14 protein-coding genes and 1 riboswitch are annotated in these 19,165 nt (G+C 52.1%); all 14 genes read right to left on the reverse strand.

Features of this window, described 5'->3' with window-relative positions; translation table 11 throughout:
* Positions 1-2,288: contractile injection system protein, VgrG/Pvc8 family (locus RSX24_RS00005; protein WP_343259330.1), on the reverse strand; the 2,288-nt coding region annotated here is incomplete at its 3' end.
* A gap of 20 nt (positions 2,289-2,308) precedes the next feature.
* On the reverse strand, positions 2,309-3,010 hold the full coding sequence (locus RSX24_RS00010; protein WP_343259331.1) for a PAAR-like protein: 702 nt from the start codon (positions 3,008-3,010) through the stop codon (positions 2,309-2,311).
* Complete coding sequence (locus RSX24_RS00015; protein ID WP_343259332.1) at positions 3,011-3,529, reverse strand: hypothetical protein; 519 nt, start codon at positions 3,527-3,529, stop codon at positions 3,011-3,013.
* Positions 3,530-3,556: 27 nt separating this feature from the next.
* A complete protein-coding gene (locus tag RSX24_RS00020; protein ID WP_343259333.1) occupies positions 3,557-4,696 on the reverse strand; it encodes a pentapeptide repeat-containing protein in 1,140 nt (379 codons plus the stop codon).
* Positions 4,697-4,714: 18 nt separating this feature from the next.
* Positions 4,715-6,307, reverse strand: coding sequence for a contractile injection system protein, VgrG/Pvc8 family (locus RSX24_RS00025; protein WP_343259334.1), 1,593 nt, complete (start codon positions 6,305-6,307; stop codon positions 4,715-4,717).
* A gap of 239 nt (positions 6,308-6,546) precedes the next feature.
* Positions 6,547-8,220 carry a ribonuclease J gene (locus RSX24_RS00030; RefSeq protein ID WP_343259335.1) on the reverse strand — a complete coding sequence of 558 codons (1,674 nt, stop codon included), beginning with the start codon at positions 8,218-8,220 and terminating at the stop codon, positions 6,547-6,549.
* A 258-nt stretch (positions 8,221-8,478) separates the two neighbouring features.
* Positions 8,479-9,738: an L-rhamnose isomerase gene (gene rhaA / locus RSX24_RS00035; RefSeq protein WP_343259336.1), complete on the reverse strand. Its 1,260-nt coding sequence runs from the start codon at positions 9,736-9,738 to the stop codon at positions 8,479-8,481.
* Positions 9,739-9,756: 18 nt separating this feature from the next.
* Positions 9,757-11,826, reverse strand: a complete 2,070-nt coding sequence (locus RSX24_RS00040; protein WP_343259337.1) for a bifunctional aldolase/short-chain dehydrogenase — start codon at positions 11,824-11,826, stop codon at positions 9,757-9,759.
* A gap of 154 nt (positions 11,827-11,980) precedes the next feature.
* Positions 11,981-12,769, reverse strand: a complete 789-nt coding sequence (locus RSX24_RS00045; protein ID WP_236419609.1) for a GNAT family N-acetyltransferase — start codon at positions 12,767-12,769, stop codon at positions 11,981-11,983.
* Positions 12,770-12,981: 212 nt separating this feature from the next.
* Positions 12,982-15,318, reverse strand: a complete 2,337-nt coding sequence (locus tag RSX24_RS00050; RefSeq protein WP_343259338.1) for a beta-galactosidase — start codon at positions 15,316-15,318, stop codon at positions 12,982-12,984.
* A gap of 260 nt (positions 15,319-15,578) precedes the next feature.
* Entirely contained in the window at positions 15,579-16,235 is a 657-nt protein-coding gene (locus tag RSX24_RS00055; RefSeq protein ID WP_236419605.1) for a carboxylesterase family protein, read from the reverse strand.
* Entirely contained in the window at positions 16,232-17,266 is a 1,035-nt protein-coding gene (locus tag RSX24_RS00060; protein ID WP_236419604.1) for an SDR family oxidoreductase, read from the reverse strand. The genes RSX24_RS00055 and RSX24_RS00060 overlap by 4 nt, the downstream gene beginning before the upstream one ends.
* Positions 17,267-17,377: 111 nt before the next feature.
* Complete coding sequence (locus tag RSX24_RS00065; protein WP_236419602.1) at positions 17,378-17,800, reverse strand: cupredoxin domain-containing protein; 423 nt, start codon at positions 17,798-17,800, stop codon at positions 17,378-17,380.
* 144 nt (positions 17,801-17,944) lie between these two features.
* Complete coding sequence (locus tag RSX24_RS00070; protein WP_236419601.1) at positions 17,945-18,904, reverse strand: EamA family transporter; 960 nt, start codon at positions 18,902-18,904, stop codon at positions 17,945-17,947.
* Positions 18,905-18,980: 76 nt separating this feature from the next.
* Positions 18,981-19,091, reverse strand: a riboswitch (purine riboswitch).
* Positions 19,092-19,165: the final 74 nt, after the last annotated feature.

The raw sequence follows: 19,165 nt of genomic DNA on the forward strand, positions 1-19,165 counted from the left end.
ACATTGACGACGATCATCGCCGCACCTAGAGCCGCATCCGCGGCAGCCAACAAATACAAGGAGCTTCCGCCTGTCGGAATGGCCGCAATAATGGCCACCACGCCAAAAATAACGTTAAACTCGGCGATCAGCATTTGCGGGTCGATGATCAATACTTGAAATGTGTATCTGGATAAGTATACCGTTTTTTGCGTTTGTTTGCTCAAATAATCCGGCTTTTGCGGAATCACGTCATTCAGCTCTACCTGCTCCAGCCATGGACTCATCTGATTCAATACATTCCCTAGCCCCGTGGAATCCATGATGCGTTCCATCAGTCCTGGTTTGCCACTGGCGTTCCCTTGAGAAGATGAAGACTTCGTACTCAGTACCGGAGGGGGCGGCAGCATCGCCTGAATTTCGGCTTCCGTTTTTCCTGCTGCTGTTTCTTTCGCCCACATCTCCTTGGATTGCTGCTGCCAGTTGTGAATGGCCGTGCGGTCGCGATCCATCTGATCGTATGTCTGCTGCTGCTCCAGCTCTGCTTGCTTTTGTTCTTTGCTTTTCTTTTCGGGCTCGGCGGCTGGCTGGTTTACGTATTTCTGTTGATAGACGTTTTTTTGCTCCTCCGCCGATTTGCTGCTCATCCAGGTCTTCGCCTGATCCGACAGATTGGGATCGTTTTTGGCCGTCTCGGCAACCTTGCTGCGAATGTCTGCACGTTGTGCATCCGTTAACTGGACCGCCGTTCGTAATTGCAGCGACAAATCCAGTTCCTCTTTCATGATCTCGCCATCGGCCAGCATGTCCAAATACAATTCTTCCAGTTCTTCTTCGGTCAGCAGTTCCATGAAATCCACGTCGACCTTTTGCAGATCCACTTTTTTGCTCTGGATTCCTACCCGGTTTCCATTCAGAACTACGTATTGGTCCACATTGGTTTGCAGCACAATCTGCTGCTCGGCCTGAATTCGGAAGGACTCCAGCATACCCTTGTCGCTTCCCGAGCCGACCTCAATCTGACTACTCGCAACGACCAGCAAATCTTCCGTGGCGTTCAGGCTAATGTTTCCCGCATCCAAATGCAGGCTGACGCTTCCCTTCTTGAACAGGACTCCGTCGTCGCCGAGCTGCATCCGGGCTTCTCCCGGCATTTCGAACACTTTGGTCTCCGGCTTCTGAAAAACCGTTCGGCCTTTCATCTCTTCGCTGCTGCCCCGGACGGAGTTAATGGCCATCGCCTGCTTCTCCGTTCCGCTCGGGAAGTACACTTTGATTCGTGCGCCTTCCTCCGGCAAACAGTGAAAGATATTGTTGCCTTCGCCCGAATAGGGAAACCACCAATTGGCGTGATCATCATGCTGGTCGTCGATGTCCAGATGAACCTTCACCATGTTGTTTGCCCGTTTGATGACGCGCCCTTCCAGGGACCTGCCCTGAAGCTGTTCATTCCGCCTGGATTTACGTCGCAAGCTTTGCCGTTTGACCAGCAAATACTCATATCTCAACCTGCCGGATCGATAGCTGATCACAGACTCGGACACCACCCAGATCTGTCCTTTAAAAGAAACATCATCTCCAACTTGGCAGAATTGCTCCGTCGTGACCCGATAGCTCACAAAATCGGACTCGATCAGTTGATTGGCGTCATCTCCTTCGGCATGGGCTTTCAGCTGCTTATACAGCCCCCTGTCTTTTAAAGCCGTATATCTTATGGCCACAATCTCTGTGCCCCACGACAAATCGGGTACACCGAAAAACACCCTCGGCGCATCCATCGTGACATCCGGCAAAATCACGGTTCCTACCCGCGCAGCAAGACGTTGGAGAAATTGCCAGTCCGTCTCTTCAGATTGCACCAGCAAGGCGCCGATCGATGACTGATCGCTCGTAGCCATGTTCTGGGCGTCCCCTCCGGGATACCTTCCAGCCAATTGGCGAACCGCCTCCGTATAGGTCAGGCGTTTATTCTGGTAGGAACGGCTCTTCGGTGTCATATCCATCACATAACTCCGCGAGAGAGCATGGACCTCCACCAGCGGAATTCCGTCCTCCATTTGGATGTCTACCTTCGTAATTCCTCCGGCAAACCAGCTCTCCGGCCTGGAATCCGTCATTTTTTGCAAAATCAGACTGTCGCTAAAGCTGCTATGCAACAGGCATTGCTCTGCCTCTTCTTCACTCATGCGAACGGAAAACACACACTTCGCATGTGCGTTAAACGCTCTTTCAACCCGAAAGCTTCGCAAGTCCTTAATTTTATACGGCCAGCTTAACTCGTATCCATCTCCCTGATAAATAACCTCCACCCATCATTCCCCCTTTACCGTTACCTGACCGAAAATTCAGGGGGAGCCGGGTCCATGCCATTCGTGAGCAAACCGATCTTTCCACCACATTTGCAATACAGGCAGGACTTGCTCGTGAGCGCAGGTACCCCTTGAATGGATACATTGGGACTGCCGTTGGTCCATTGAGCTTTCGCTCCGGTTAATGCATCCACCAGCGAATCAAGCATAGGCAGTGCAATCAGGGCACTTTGCTGCAAGGCTGCCTTCGCCGTAAACGGAGCCTGTGTCGGAGCCGCGGCCGATACCGTGGGCATCAGTTGCGGCGAGCATGGATATATGGATTTTCCCATCGTAGGTTCTGTTGGATCAGGATCAATCATATAAGACGGATCCGACATCGGTCCTGTTATCTTTTCAGCAAGCTTCATGGGATGCAGCTCACTCCGGCAATAACCGAATGAATAAAAGTTTCCGTCGATTTCCTGTCCCATTTTTGCAAAAGGAATGCCATGAATGGTTCCGGGTTCGGAGGTCGACGGTACACAATCATCCACCGTGAGCATCGGGCTCCCGTTAATATAGATTCCATTCGGCTCCAGCTTGTTAAGTACCTCTTCATGGGTTCCGAACGTACAATGCATATAGGCACCTGCAGTTACGTAGGTATCCTCGCTTCTCCAAGGAGAAGCAAGCAATTTGTTCCGTGTGTCCTTTTTTAGAATGGTATCTGTAATCCCCATCTACTCTTCCCCTTCTGTTATCCGAATTGGTCTTATGTTTAAGCCGTATATTCCCGCCTTTAATAACTTTTCTGCAACATCCAGCCGAACTATAACCAGATATGAACGGTAATAAGGAATACACCAGATTGAACTTTCCTCTAAGCTCCGGAGATTCATTTCCAACCCTGTCACTTGCCCGGCCTGAACGCGAATTCGCTCCGGGTCCATTCCAGACACTTTGGGCAGAGCGATCCAGTCGTAGAACGTTTGATTCTGCTGCTCCAGGTTCATGACGACCACTCGTTTCCGTTGAAGGTCAGGTTCAGCTTTAAGCATGATTGTGGCAATATTCTCCGTAAATAGCTGGACTGGATAATGGTCGATGACACAGGGAGACGAATAACCCTTGCCTGATTTCACAAACACGATTTCTTCATTGGCCGCTTCACTGTACCCTTGAAGCATTCGTTCCGGCCATTGTATGCTTTGCGCTTGCTGCAGCAGACGACGGTCATGCTCGATGATGTAATGCTCCATCCCATCCCTCTCCCTCTCCTCATTCTCCTAAACTTCAATCCACTCTACGGAAGCCCGCTGCTCGGGGGTTAATCCAACTCGAAATCGATCCTGTGCCAGCATCCGGCTGCCGGATAGGTCCGCTCCCGTAAAATCCGTTCCTTCCAGTATTGCACCTGCGAAATCACCCGCGATTCTGGCATATCTGAATGTTGCATGACTCAGATTGGCACCTTGAAACAGAACACCATGTATGCCATAAACAAGCCCGTGCGTCTCCACAAAAGAATCCCGCCCGCCCAGTGCCCCATCGAATCTGGCACCCGTCAGGTCACACTCCCGAAAATCCGCATCGAACAGCAGCGTTTGCCCATAATCGGCCTGCATGCAGCGACATCGTTCGAAACGTATGCCAAGCAGGCTTGCCCCTTCAAAATGACTGCCGCTCAGATCCGCTTCCTCGAATCTGGCGTAATTGAAATCCAGCTCCGCGTAATTTCCGTGTTGGAGATCCACTCCGGCAATATGCTCGTAAATATATTCGGACGGCAGGCGGCTTTCCAACCAGCCTTTACATGTGATGGAACTCCTCTGGATTCGGTTGACACGATACACGGATTCGGTGACATCATGATCCAGATATTCCCCCACGCGGACTTCAAAGTGGCCGTCTTTTCGGATGCCTTCAAAGGAATCCAAGGTCCGAATCGGTTCCATGGCATGACGAACGGCATGAACCATATACACGTGAAAAGGATACAACTGTCCTGCCTGCCATGAATCCAATGCCGCCTGGTCAATGCGATTCATATAACGTCTGCGCCCAAGCTCGCATTCCTCAAACCACTCGTTCATGAAGCGATAGATCCAGCCGGCATCATACAGAAATCCGCTCAAAGGGACTTCGCTTTCCCGGCGTCGATCGCTCGCATGCAGCATGTACGCAGGGTCCCCTTGGCTAAGCCTGGTCCGCATCAGCGAAACGTGGATCGTGCTGCAATCTCCAAGCTCTCCGCGTGCCTGCTGAAGTTTGATATTCTCACATAACGCGCCGAATAACGGAACAAGACCTTCCCTGATCTCGCCTCTGTTCGCCGTATAATATTCATGCAGCTCGCGTATTTTGGCATTCCGCCACGGCAGTGCTTCTTGCTCCAGAAATTGCTGCCATAGTTCTACCTGATGCATCGTTCAACCCCCGCGTATTTATTGGTTCATTAAAATCTCGATGCCTTTAATGACGACTTGTCCCTGATCAATCTTCAAACCCCCGTTGCCATCCTTTGTGGACATATCGATTTGATTGGCCTGCAGGGTCACCGTCTCCGCGACCAATTCCACCTGTTTGCTGGCCTGCAGCGTAATTTTGTTTTCACAGTTCAGGATGATGGTTCCCGCACTGGTCAATGTCAGCGTCGCTCCTCCAGTCGCCCCGGTGATCGTGATTCGATCCTCTTCAAAAGTAATCTTCTGTCCCGTCGGCGTAAGCAGGAATTTCGTATTGGGATTCGCCATCAGATCTTCCTTGAGGTCCTTGTCGAAGTTGACGATCGGTTGCAACTGCTGCTGCTGCACGATGGTTGTGGTTCCGCCCCCTGCGGCACCGCTGCCTGGACTCCCGCTCCCGCCGGCATGCGATGACACGCCAGATGCTGGAGATGCCGGAGATGCCGTACTTCCCGCACTTTCTTCAGCAGGCAGTTTTTGGCGAACCGAACTTAGCGCAATGCCTTCGTTTTCCCGGGCATTAGGGAAATAGAGGCGTATGCTGTCGCCTTTCTCAGGCATGCAGTACCATCCGGTCTGATCTTCCGATGCATACATGGTGGAATACGGGAACAGATGGGCCGTGGCCAGGCTCCATTCCTGATCGACGTCCAGGTGAACCTGGACCTCATCCCTCACCACGCCCATGATCTTTCCGGAAATGGACGCGCCGACCAGTCGGGAATTGTACCGCTTCCGACGATACGCCGATGCCCGGTGACCCAGCACATAGTGATGGACAAGCAGCCCCTGCTTCATCTCGGTTCGAATCTCGAATACATGCAGCGAATTTCCTTTGAACTGAACGATGTCGCCAAGCTGAAGCACACGGTCGCGAACCTGGACTTCATAGCGGATGAAGTCTTTTTCGTTCAGCTCGCCCTTCCCCGATTTGGCTTCTTTCTGATAGGCAAGCATGTCCTTATACATCCGGTAATGCGTGGCTTCAAGCTTGCCCGCATCGCGATGTTCGGGCAGTCCGAGATAGATGCGGATGCGTTCCTCCGTTGATACGGGAATAAGTACCGTGTGGTAATGCGAAGCGAGCCGTTTCAGAAATTCCCAATCGGTCTCTTGATATTGCAGCGTATAACCACCGAGCTTTTTTTTCTCGGTAAATGTATTGAAGACTTGTCCATCCGGGTAGAGGCCGCATATTTTCTGCATCACATAGGGAATCAACAGCGAAGCGTTCTGAAAGGAACGGGTTTCCCGCCGAAGATCCATGGCGTGTGAATGAGACACCGCCTCCCCCTCAAGCCAATACACCTTGTTCTCCACCCTCACGCGGAGCTTCAGAATGATTCCGTGAAACAAGCGTTGTTTTCGGCCCTGATCGTCCGTATACAACAATTCCACAGGCGTGCTCTCATCAGCCATTCGCACATACTGCTCTTCCTTTTCTTCCGGAATCACTCCTGTAAAAGCAAGCCTTCCGTGCTCGTGCACCTTCGCATGGAATGAAACTTCATGGATCCGGATTTCAAACGGCTGAATCTGCAATTGCTCATAACTGATCGTTACTGGGGACATAAAACCAAACACCTTCTTTTCTCTTAGATGTTTTAATTTACTATTTATCGTCTTTATCAGTAAATAAATTAATATTTTATCTTTATTTTCAATAAAAAGGATAAAAAATAAGACTTTATATACATATCTCTCCTTCATAACCGCGCACCAAAAAGAGGCAGTATCGCTACTGCCCCTTCTTCCAACCTACATATTCATTCATGTTTTCATACGCGGAAAATGGTTCTGCCGTCCCAGGCTTAGACCTCGATAATGATCGGTAAAATCATCGGTCTGCGCTTGGTCTGGGCATAGATATAGTTGCCAAGCTCGTCTTTCAGTTTGCGTTTGATGACGTTCCACTGGTTCACGCCCGCTTCGGTCAACTCTTCCATGCGGCCCGTGACGAGCTCATACAGCTCGTTCATGAACTCCTCCGAGTCTTTGACAAAGACGAACCCGCGCGAAATGATTTCGGGGGCCGTCACCATTTGTTTCTCGGTTTTGCTCAGCGTGGTGACGATCACGAGCATGCCGTCCGAGGATAGCTGCCTGCGGTCGCGCAGCACGACATTGCCCACATCTCCCATGATCAGGCCATCGACGAGACTGTTGCCGGACGGGATTCTCGGTCCCAGCGAAGCGGTGCCATCCTTGTACTGCACCATCTGCCCATTGTTGACGATAAAGACGTGATCCCCGTCCATGCCGACGGATTCGGCCAACAGCCGATGCTGGTACAGCATGCGGAATTCGCCGTGTACGGGAACGAGGTATTCGGGCTTCATCAGCGTAAGCATCAGCTTCAATTCCTCTTGGCTGCCATGTCCCGACACATGCATGCCTGTACTGCCGCCAGAGCCATAGATAACCTTGGCCCCAAGCACATAGAGGTTGTCAATGACATGAGCGAGATTGCGTTCGTTGCCCGGAATGGCTCCGGCTGCAAGGATGACCGTATCACCGGCGGCAACTCTAACGTGCGGATGTTTGCCTGAAGAGAGGCGCGACAACGCTGCCATCGGTTCGCCCTGACTGCCCGTACAGAGGACGACCACCTCACTCGGCGCAAATTGTTCCACATCGACAGCTTCGATAAGCAAACCTTCCGGCACGTCCAAATACCCAAGCTCACTCGCCACATCGACCACGTTCACCATGCTTCTTCCGAGCAGCGCCAGCTTGCGACCGGTCTGGAACGTAGCGTTAACGATCTGCTGCACGCGGCTGACGTTGGACGCAAACGTGGAGATGAATATTTTCTGCTTGGCACGAATGAATGCATCCAAAATATGATCCCCGACCACCCGCTCGGAAGGCGTAAATCCGGGACGTTCGGCATTGGTGCTCTCGGAAAGCAGCAGATGCACGCCTTGTTTGCCGATTTCGGCCATGCGATGCAGATCCGGATAAGGCCCGCTTGCGGGCGACATGTCGAACTTGAAATCCCCGGTGTGCACAACATTTCCAACAGGCGTACGGAAAAAGATACCCAGGCAATCCGGAATGCTGTGGCTCGTTGCAAAAAATGAAACGTCGAATTCACCAAGCGTAATGTTCGACTTTGCGTCGATGGTGTGCATATCCGTTTCCCGAAGCATTCTATGCTCTCTCAACTTTAACTCGATCAACCCTCTGGTCAATCTGGAAGCGTAAACAGGAATGTTGAGCTGTTTCAAAAAATAAGGGATCCCCCCAATATGGTCTTCATGACCATGCGTAACGATTAGCCCTTTCACCATCTCTTCGTTTTCCAGCAAATAGCTTACGTCCGGAACGATCAGATCGATCCCCGGCAGCGTTTCGTCGGGGAATTTCGAACCGCAATCCACCACGATAATATCGCGGCGGTACTGGATAATATACATATTTTTGCCGATTTCATTTACGCCGCCAAGCGCGGCAACGAACAATTTGTTGTCATCAGGGTTCACGTCACAGCCTCCTCTTCATCTAGGTCCAGGCTACGTATCGCTGGACACACCTATTCCTATTATGGAAAAATCCGCTGCAACTATGCATGGCGAAGGATATGAAGATCGCGGGATACGGCTTGGAGGCTGCAAAAAAGCCACCCGGAAAGATGTTCCCAGGTGGCCGAAATGAAAATTTAGGATAGCGGGGTATACTATTTACAAATCTTTTGCAAACTGCTGCCTAACCACGTAAACCTTTCAGAAACTCAGGCCGGTTTATTGCCGCTGCGACAATACTTCCTTTTCGTACGATTGAACGTCGGCAATCCATTGCTCGCGTACCGGCACGCCTTGCTGTGCGCAATAATAATCCCAGATCGCACCGAACGGATACGACTTGAACTCTTCGGTGAGCGCCAGACGCATGGTATAGTCGCCTTCCAGTTCAGCTTGTTTCAATGCGTCCACAGGCTCCAACATGGCGCGCAGCAGCGCTTTGATCGTATTGCGCGTACCGATAACCCAGGCAGCTACGCGGTTGATGCTTGCATCAAAGAAATCAAGGCCGATATGCGTCGTGGACAGCAAATCATGGCGGACAAGCTCGCGCGCGATTTCCAGCAGCTCATCGTCCATAATGACGACATGATCGCTATCCCAGCGCATCGGACGGCTGACGTGCAGCAAAATGCCGCTCGTAAACAAAGCGAGAGAAGACAACTTGTTCGAGATGACCTCTGTCGGATGGAAATGCCCGGCATCGAGGCAGATTAGCGTATCATTTTGCAGGCCATACCCCATGTAAAACTCATGCGAACCGACCACGTACGCTTCGGAGCCCAGACCGAACAGCTTGCTCTCTACCGCATCCAAATGATGCTTTGGATCAAGCTTCTCCGCAAATACTTCGTCAAGGGATTCTTTAAGCCGTTTGCGAGGTGCCATGCGATCGACCGGATTGTCTTTGAAGCCGTCGGGAACCCATACGTTCGTGACGCAAGTTTGCCCGAGCTGCTCGCCGAAGTAAGCGCCGATGCGGCGCGATGCTTTGCAGTGGTCAATCCAGAATTGGCGGATTTCCGGATCGGGATGGCTCAGCGTAAAGCCGTCGCTGGATTTTTCATGGGAGAAGCACGTCGGGTTGAAATCCAATCCAAGCCCTTGTTCTTTCGCCCATTTCACCCAATTTTCGTAGTGCTTCGGTTCAAGCCGATCCAATTCCACCTGCTCGTCCGTATCCGCATAGATGGCATGCAGGTTCACTTTATGTTTGCCGGGGATCAGCGAAAAGGCTTTTTCCAAATCGCCGCGAAGCTCCGCAGGCGACGTAGCCGCCCCGGGATATTGTCCCGTTACCGAAATGCCGCCGGTCAGCTCCCCATCCTTGTTAAGGAAACCTTTAACGTCATCGCCTTGCCAGCAGTGCACCGAGACCTTGATGTCCGCGAGTTTTTTGAGCACCTCGTCCGTGTCGATTCCATGTTGGGCATAAAGCGATTTGGCCGCTTCGTAAGCCTGTTTGACTTGATTGTCCATACCGATCGTTCTCCCTTCTTATCGCGTGAATGCTGCCGGTACGCCGCCGTCGATCGTCATCATGCAGCCTGTCGTTTTTTCCGATTTGGACGAAGCGAAGAAAGCGATGCCCTCGGCAATGTCTTTTGGATAAATGTTCACGAGCAATGTCGTGCGTTTGCGGTAATACTCTTCCAATTGGTCCGGCTCGATGCCGTAAGCAGCTGCACGTTCGTTTCTCCACGAACCGTTCCAGATCGCCGAACCCTGCAGGATGGCATCCGGCAGAATCGTGTTGACCCGAATGCCGAATTCGCCGCCTTCCGCCGCGATGCAGCGGGCCAGATGAGCTTCCAGTGCCTTGGCTGCGCTGTAAGCGGACGCGCTTTTGCCCGCATAGACGGAGTTCTTCGAACCGATGAACACCATGCTGCCGCCGATGCCCTGCTGTTTCATCAGCTTGAACGCTTCGCGGGCCACCAGGAAATATCCCGTGCCGAGCACGTTCATGTTCAGGTTCCATTCTTTCAGGGACGTTTCGTCAAACGGGCTCGACGTTGCCAGCCCTGCGTTGTTCACGATAATGTCCACGCCTCCGTATTGCACGGCAACTTCGGCATATGCGGCCTGAACGGCTGCTTCATCCGTTACATCCATTTTAAGGGCGTAAGCACGGTTTGCGCCATACTGGTCATTGATCTCCTGCGCTACTTTTTGCGCACCTTCGAGGTTCAAGTCCGCCAATACGACGTGGGCGCCTTCGGACACCAATCTGCGTGCCGTTTCACTGCCGATGCCGCCGGCGCCGCCCGTAATGAAGGCCACCTTGCGCGAAAATTCGGTTTCTGCCGGAGCGAGGGACAATTTGTACAGCTCGAGCGGCCAGTATTCCACGTTATAGGATTCGTTCGCACTAAGCGACACGAACTCGCCGAGGCTCGTTGCCCCGCGCATGACCGCGATCGCGCGATGGTAGAGCGCGCCGCTGACCTGGGAGAGCGCCCAGCTCTTGCCTGTGTTGATCATGCCGATGCCCGGGATGAGGATGACGCGCGGCGCCGCTTCGAACATGACGTCGCCTTCGTTTTTGTTTTCTTCAAAGTATTGCTTGTACTGCTCCTTGTAAGCGGCCACGCCTTGCACGAGCTTTTCTTTCAAGCCGTCCACGTCGTCCGCGTTTGGCGTCCAATCGATGAACAAAGGCACCACTTTGGTATGAACGAGGTGATCCGGGCAAGCCGCTCCCACTTGGGACAGTTTCGGGGAATTTGCACCGCCGACGAAAGCGAGCACGTCGTCCTGGTCATCGAAGGAAAGAATCATTTTTTTACTGTCCGAAACGGCACCCCGCAATGTAGGCATGACCTGGGCCACGATTTGGCGACGTACCTCTGCGGGCAGTGCCGTATGTTTCACGCCGCCGAACAGGCTGCCTTCATCCACGCGTGCTTCGATGAACGCTTCGGCTTCATTGATGATTTTGATCGTTTGCGCATAACATTCCTCGGAGGTTTCTCCCCATGTAACCAGGCCGTGCTTCTCCATCAGCACCAACTCGGCATTCGGATTGGAGAATACGCTTTCAGCAATCATCTTGGACAACGTGAATCCCGGGCGCACGTATGGGACCCATACGAAACGGTCGCCGTAAATCTCTTTGGCCAGCTCCTTGCCGTTATCCGCGCAGCAAAGGCTGATAATCGCATCCGGATGTGTATGGTCCACATGTTTATATGGAAGGAACGCATGCAAAAGCGTCTCGATGGAAGCACGCGGATGTTTCGCATCGATCATGCAATGCCCCAAATACTCTACCATCTCTTCATCGGTCATCGCTTCGCGTTCGATCAGCGGGCGGATATCCTCCAGCGCCAGCCCCGTAAAATGCTTCGCTTCCATGGAACCCAGGTCGGAACCACTGCCTTTGACATACATCACTTCGATATCGCGACCGCGGAAATCCTTCACGGTTGTTTTCGTGGACGTGTTGCCGCCATAAATATTACATACGCGGCGGTCTGCTCCGATCAGGTTGGAACGGTAGACCAACTGTTCGAGTCCCGTTGTTTTCTCCGAAGCCTGCGCTGAATTCCATAAACTCTGTACCATTCATTTCCCTCCGATAATGTTTGTTTTGTTCATAATCAGAGTGTAACATCTTTGTTTTGTTTTGAAAACAATAGATTTTAAAAATAAACGGAAATATTCAAAAGAAATACGTTGAAGTATGCGCTTTAATGCAAAAAACACCCTGACAAGGGTGTCAAGGTGCCTGCTTTGACTGTTGCCGGTCGATTTCGCTGATCCGTTTCAGAAAACCTTTCGGCGTCATCCGGTGGTACGAAATCAATTCCCCGCGATAAACGACATGAAAGACGCCGTAAGGACTTGGGGCCAATTCCATCATGCGCTCGCGTGTTTCGATCTCGATGATGTTTGGCTCAATACCGATGGATCTTGCCGCTGCGAGCAGGTTGTGGGTGGCAATTTCAAGATAAGGACATTGATCCGTGCGCAGCACGGTAAGGCCGTCCGGATACATGTCCAGCCTTTCGCGCCAATTGTCCGGAAACCGGGCGGGGGATTGCTGCATTTCCGCATCTCCGCGTAACGGATATACATATAGCCCGAATAAATCCATGGCTTGATCCGCCGGTACAAAGCCGTTTTTGACAAATATGGCCGGGTCGGGCGCCCATCCCGAATCCGTGCTGGTCAGCACGGCCACTCCCCGTTTTCCCTGCTGCCGGGCATCTTCGATGCAATGCCGGATCAGTTCTGTTCCAAGCCCGCTTCCGGTCTCGCCCACCCACAAACAGTGGATTACCAAGTACCCGTCCGCATGAACGACTCTCCACGCTTGCTCGCCTGGAGCATATTCGATGAATCCAAGCGTTTTTTTTCCTCGTTTCAACTGGAGATAGTTCAGTCCGGCACTCGCCTGCTTCTCCGTCCATTCGACTTTTCTCACGTAACCGGGGGATTGCTGCATGCTGCGCATGCAGTAGGCTCCCTGTTTCCGAACTTCATTCCGTACAAGCGTTATCTCCATGCATTTCACCCCCACTCTTTATTCATCACCCCCACTCTTTATTCATCATTCGCTGCCCAAGCCAAAAGACATGCACGAATGCATTCGGCATGTCTTTACCATATCATAACAGGCAGCCTGCCTACTATGATCGTTTTGTTATTTTGAACTTTTTCAATCTAGGCACAGCAAAAATAACGCACCCTTCTCGTATCCCTCTAAAACTCTACACATTATCCGTTCACGGTCAAACCAACCCGGTAATGAGGTACAGCCTCGATTCGGCGAAATTCCCCCAGCTCGATCCCATCAAATTGTTCGACGTAAGCCTGATTGACAAAGCTCGTTACCGTTCCCTTTCGAATCGGCGTAATGATTAATCTTAGCGGACGCTCTTCCAGCTCCATAACGAACTCCTTCAATCCGATTTTCCATGTATCCCCGTATTGAATATGATCCGTCAGCATCCGCCGGTGGAGATAAGCCTGTGCCACGTCTCCCTCATAATCCACTTCCACGAACACATCCTCGATCTGTTCGGGCCATGTGGTATTCATATGGAGGACGGCCGTGTGCTCCTTCGGATACTCGATCTGCAATTCGGGGGTGTAGACGGGAACCTTCAGCCTGTAGAGTCCGAACTGCCCTTGTTTTCCGCATGACAGTTCGGCAAAGGCGGACGCGGCAACCTGATCCGGCATGGGATATATCGCCAATTCCGTTTCTGCCGAACCCGGCGAAGTACAGATCAACTGATCGTGTTTGACATAAAGATGATTCTTGCCGATAATGAGACGTTCTTGACCGCCTAACCGAAAACGATACGTTTGCAGCGCCTCCTCGCGGGTCAGCGTGAACATGCGGATGATGCGTCCATTGGCCGTGGTCACCTTGATATCACTATCCTTGCCCGGCTCGGGGTAGATCACAACCATCCGGTCTTGTTCCTTGAAGCTTCCTCTCTCCATTTCAAGGCTGTTTATGGAAGAAGCTTCAAAAACATATTCCGCTTTCATCCCTTCATGCTCATAAAATACAACGGTAACCTCGTCGTTTTCTTCCGACACGAAACGGGTAAGCGGCTGCACCGTGGCACTGACCAGTCTGATGCCATATAGATCGAGATGGAACGGCAAAATGGCGGCGCACCCGCTTTTCAGCTGCAGGCTTCCCTCATATGGGTAATTCACAATGCCGTGGGGTGTATCCAACTCAAGGCGTACCTGCCGATCCGGCATCTGCACATGATCCTGATAATTGTTCAGGAAAACAAATCCCATACCGCCTTGCTGGCGCATGGACCAGCGCAGTCCTGTCGTATCGTCCGGCGTCAACGTTTGCTGCTCTTCGGGAATGACGCAGCCCATCGGCGCAAGCGTTTCGCCGTAAGCTTCCAGGAACATGGATAACATGCGGATGCGGTCATACGATTCGCCAACCCGTCCGAATTCGCCGAGCGGTGCCTGGTAGTCGTATGTCATTTTAGGCAAGGCATGCTCGTTCAAATAACCCTTTTGCGAGGCAGGATTGGTCCCCCCGTGATACATGTAAAAACCGATCAGGTTGCTGCCGTTCGCCAGCTTCACCACCGTCATCGCTTCCACGCTGCTTGCGTCGACGTAAGGCCGGGCATGATAGCTGACCTGCATTCCTCCCGCCAGCTCGCAGTAGGCTGCGGGGTATTCGCGGCTGTCATACTGCACCCGCTCCATCGGAGATTCATGCAAGTCGCGGAACAAATACTCCCCGCTTGGCGGTTGATCGGGAATCCACGGCGTATAGGCGTATCCTGCCAGCATGGGCAGCACGCCTCCTTCAGGCACGGCGGCCCCTCCCCAAGCCGTAGCGGTAAAAAACAATGGGCGAATGCCTGCATCCATCGCAATTTCGCGCAGCTTGGCCAGATGCTCTTCCCCGTCCCGCCCGGAAGTAATGTATTTGCCAGCCTTATATCCCCAAGCGTCCAAGGGCGCTCCGGCATGCATGTACTCGTTTTCCAACTGAACGCCGATGATCGGCCCGCCTTCCTGAAAGTACTGTCCCTTCAATTGCCGTGCAATCTGTCGATACAAACGCGCAGCGTAGTGCAGGTATCCGGAATCGTTCGATCTGACTTCGAAAGGATAACTGAACAGCCAATCGGGCATGCCTCCATTGCGGACTTCTCCATGACAGAACGGACCGATGCGGACGATCAGGGCCAGCTCATGTTTGCCGCAAAGATCCACGAAATGACGCAAATTCAGGTGGTTCGCCCAGTCGAACACACCCTCCTCTTCTTCATGGAAGTTCCAGAAAACGTAGGTAGCCACGATGTTGACCCCGCCTGCCTTCATCTTCAGCAGTTCTTCTTCCCATTGCAAATGCGCAAATCGGGCAAAGTGAAATTCGCCTACCACCGGAATATGGGGTTTGCCGTTTCGGGTCATATAATAGTTGGTAAAATCATAAAAATCGCCGTGCGGATTTCTGCCGCCTCGGCCGGACATCATTCCCGGGCGAATCTGCTTGTCCGGTTGATTCAGCGTATAACGGATCACGGAATCTCCCGTGTGCATGCCTGAACTCATTCATAATCACCTCGACTGAAAATGGGGATAGCTCCCCTCGTATAAGCTGATCATACGGCACATGCACCTGCCTGCACATTGACATTCAGAGGTTTATCATGGACGATTTTCGGATTAGCTCGCATCGGACCAAAAAGCAAACCGTGAAATGCAAAAAAACACCTGGGCCAGCACAACTCTTGTGCTGTACGTCCCAGGCGCCTGTTCAATCTTGTATATTGTTGATATATCATCCGTTCGCCTTGACCGGCGTACCGGGTTCATGCAAGCGTATGCTTTAAAAACCATTCGTATAATTCCGGATTGGCATACGTCTCATCCCAGGCGTTATGGTTGCCTTCCGGATATACCGTCAACCGCACGTCGGCATTCAATGCCTTCAAGGCATCAACGATATTTTCGGATTCGGACAATGGAACGACATCATCCTTCGCGCCATGAAACGCCCAAATCGGGGTATCCTTTAATCGCTCCGCCTTGGAGGGAGAAATGCCGCCGCATACCGGTGCGACCGCCGCAAACACGCCCGGATAATCCGCGGGAAGTCCCCACGCGCCGTATCCCCCCATGCTGAGTCCCGTCAAATACACCCTTTTCGGGTCCGCAGGCGTGTTCGCAAGAACATGTTCAAGCACGGCCATGACCACTTCCTTTTGCATCGCCCAAAAGTCATCCTCCGGGCACTGCGGCGAAATGACGATAAATGGAAAGTCATCATCCTTGCTTACAATGGCCGGCAATCCGTGCTCTTTTACCTTCTCCACATCATCGCCTCGTTCTCCCGATCCATGAAGGAAAAGAATGACGGGCCACGTCTTGTCCGCAGACATCTTGGCGGCCTTCGGGATATGCAGCAAATATTCGATCGATACCGTTTTGACAACCTGTTTGGTCAATCGGTTCGCCGTTTGGCTCATTGCACGACCTCGCTTCTTTTCCCGACTTGGGACAGTGCCGTCTCCAGCGCCTGAATGACATCATCGCACCATGCATCGAATTCCGGGTCCTCGACCTGAAGCTCGGGATGCGCCAAAATATGCTCGATCGTGCGCTTGATGCCCTGATCCGCCCGCGTCGTTGCCACGAAATCGGGAACAAGCCTTTTCAATTTGCTGTTGTCGAACACGACCGTATTCGCTTTGTCTCCCAGCAGGCTTCCGTGCAGGTCCTGATCGCTGCATGCCGCCAGGAATGCGGACGAAACGTGGACGGCATTCAACGGTTTGCCCAGTGCATCGGCGATGATGCCGTAAATTTGGTTCCAGGTGACCGACTCGTCGGAAGTAATATGTACCGAATCGCCGATGGCATGAATATTGCCCATAAGGCCGATGAACCCTTTGGCAAAATCACGGTTATGCGTAATCGTCCAGAGCGACGTGCCGTCGCCGTGAATGATAACCGGTTTGTTTTCGAGAATGCGCTTCAACACTTGCCAGCTGCCTTTGGCGCCATGAACGCCCAGCGGGACGGACCGATCGCCATAGGTGTGGCTCGGACGAACGATGGTTACCGGGAATCCCTCGTCCCGATACAGCTTCATCAAATATTCCTCGCAAGCGATTTTGTTGCGGGAATATTCCCAGTACGGGTTCGACAATGGCGTGCCTTCCGTAATCCGATAGTCCGCCAAAGGCGTCTGATACGCCGATGCCGAGCTGATAAACATGAACTGCTTTGTTTTGTTTTTGAACAAACGGTAATCCCGCTCCAGCTGTGAGGGCACAAATGCAATGAAATCGGCCACCACGTCGAACTCCAGATCTGCAACCAGCTCCGCAACTTTGGCCTCGTCGTTGATGTCTGCTTGAAGCACCTTTACTTCACCGGGCAGGTCCTCGTTCCGATTCCCCCGATTCAACAAATAAAGGTCCCATCCCTCAAGGGCAAGCTGGTTCGTAATCGCCGTGCTGATCGTACCTGTCCCACCGATAAATAGCGCTTTCATTTCATGCCACCTCCTGCATATTGTCCGGACCATTCCATGATATCACGCATAGCAAATAGGAGCAAAGCGCCGGCGAACCCGAATCTTTGCTCCTATCCTGGCCAGTCCTGCTTAGAGGACCTTGATCGTCCCATATTCCATGTACATGCCGCAATTGAATTCGTATTCCCCCGGCTTTACGTTGGGATCGATCGTATAGTAATTGTCGCCTTTTTGCAAATAAAAATCCATGCCAAGCTTGCTGGAAAGCACCGAATTGATATGCGTGACTTTCCGGGTCAGGTTAAAGTTGATTTTGGTCGGCACGCCAGCTTTGACTTCGATGACGTTCGGCACGAAGCCGTCATTGCTTACGCTGACATGGATCACTTCATATCCGGCCAAATCCTCCGCCGTGTCCGCTTTGGCAACTGCCGCCGTTCCTGTACCCGGGGACATATCTTTGCCCAAAAAGTACACGGCGAACGCTCCCAGCACGACAATGACACCAAGTCCCAGTGCAAGGTAAGGCCATCCTTTTTTCAACATGTTCATAGGTAACGCTCCTCTTTCCGTTCTACGTACGCAAATCCAACGATTCACAACCCTATTAGCATAACCGATTTACATCCCGATGAAAATGGCCCCACTGGGCTATGGTCTTGCAAGACTTCTTTGGAAAAGGAACATAACCCGTTGTCAGGAATACAGCGTCCGGGATCGTGCCGCCCGTAATTTATACAGCTCCGGCAATGCTATGCCAAGCAATACGAGGATGACGCCGAACCATTGCAAGCTGCTCACATGCTCATGCAATACAATGGAAGACATCAATACGGCGACGGGAAGCTCCGCAGCTCCGAGAATGCCCGCCATGCCTCCGCCGGTATGCGGTACGCCGAAAGCAAAAAGCACAGGCGGGATAAACGCGCCGAAAAATCCAAGCAGCAAGCCGAAAACCAGCAGCTGTCCCCAGATCAATCCGTTAAACAAAAACGTCGGCGGAAACAGAATGCAGAGCAAAATCAAACCGCCGGTAACCATCCAGGCACTGCGAAATGCCGGATGCGCGGCAGGGACTGCTTTACCGCTAAAGAGAAGGAACAATGAATAACTCACGGCCGACATCAAACCAAGGGCGATACCCCAGCCGCTGAATTCGCCTAACCCATGCTCCAGAAACCCTGCTGCCAGAAGCGTGCCGCCGAACAACACCAATAGTGTCAAAAACATGACTTTGTCCGGCCGCTCGCGTTTGCTTACAGCTTGAATCAGTACGCTGATCCATGTGAACTGGAATAACAGGATGATCGCCAGCGATGCCGGAATATACCGCAAGGACTGATAATAAACCAGTCCGGTCATGACGGTTGGCGTACCTGCAGCCATCAGCATCAGGCGGTGCTTCCACGTCAAGGACTGAAATCCTCCGGATTTGGCATCAGACGCCGCTGCCGATGCTTTGCCAGCTTTTGCACCGCTTCGTTTCATCCGGAATTTGGTATACAAAGCAAGCGCCCATGACAGGATGAAGCCTACAAATAACTGGCTGCCGACCACCTCGCCAAGTTGGTACCCCTGTCCGTAGGCCAAAACAACGATCGTAGATAAAATGCCGTAACTCAGCGCTCCCGCGAGAACGGCCAAATAATATTTCATTGCCGATAAACCTCCTGCCGTTTCGTTCGATGTCAATACGCAAAAAATCCTAACTCCGTCGCCGGGAATCGGCTGTGAGCCAATTCTTCAGCTTCGTAGTTAGGAAGTTAAGGCTTCCTGTAGAAACCCTCGCCCTGTGTACACTGACGGCCTGCGAGGTTATACGAATGGAATATGGATTTGTTATACGTTCGACTGAGCCTGCATCGGCTTATCCGAGCCTTCGGCCACAGTCCTTTGATGACAACGATTCATATATTA

This window comes from Paenibacillus hubeiensis, from assembly GCF_032334105.1.
Lineage (GTDB): Bacteria > Bacillota > Bacilli > Paenibacillales > Paenibacillaceae > Paenibacillus > Paenibacillus hubeiensis.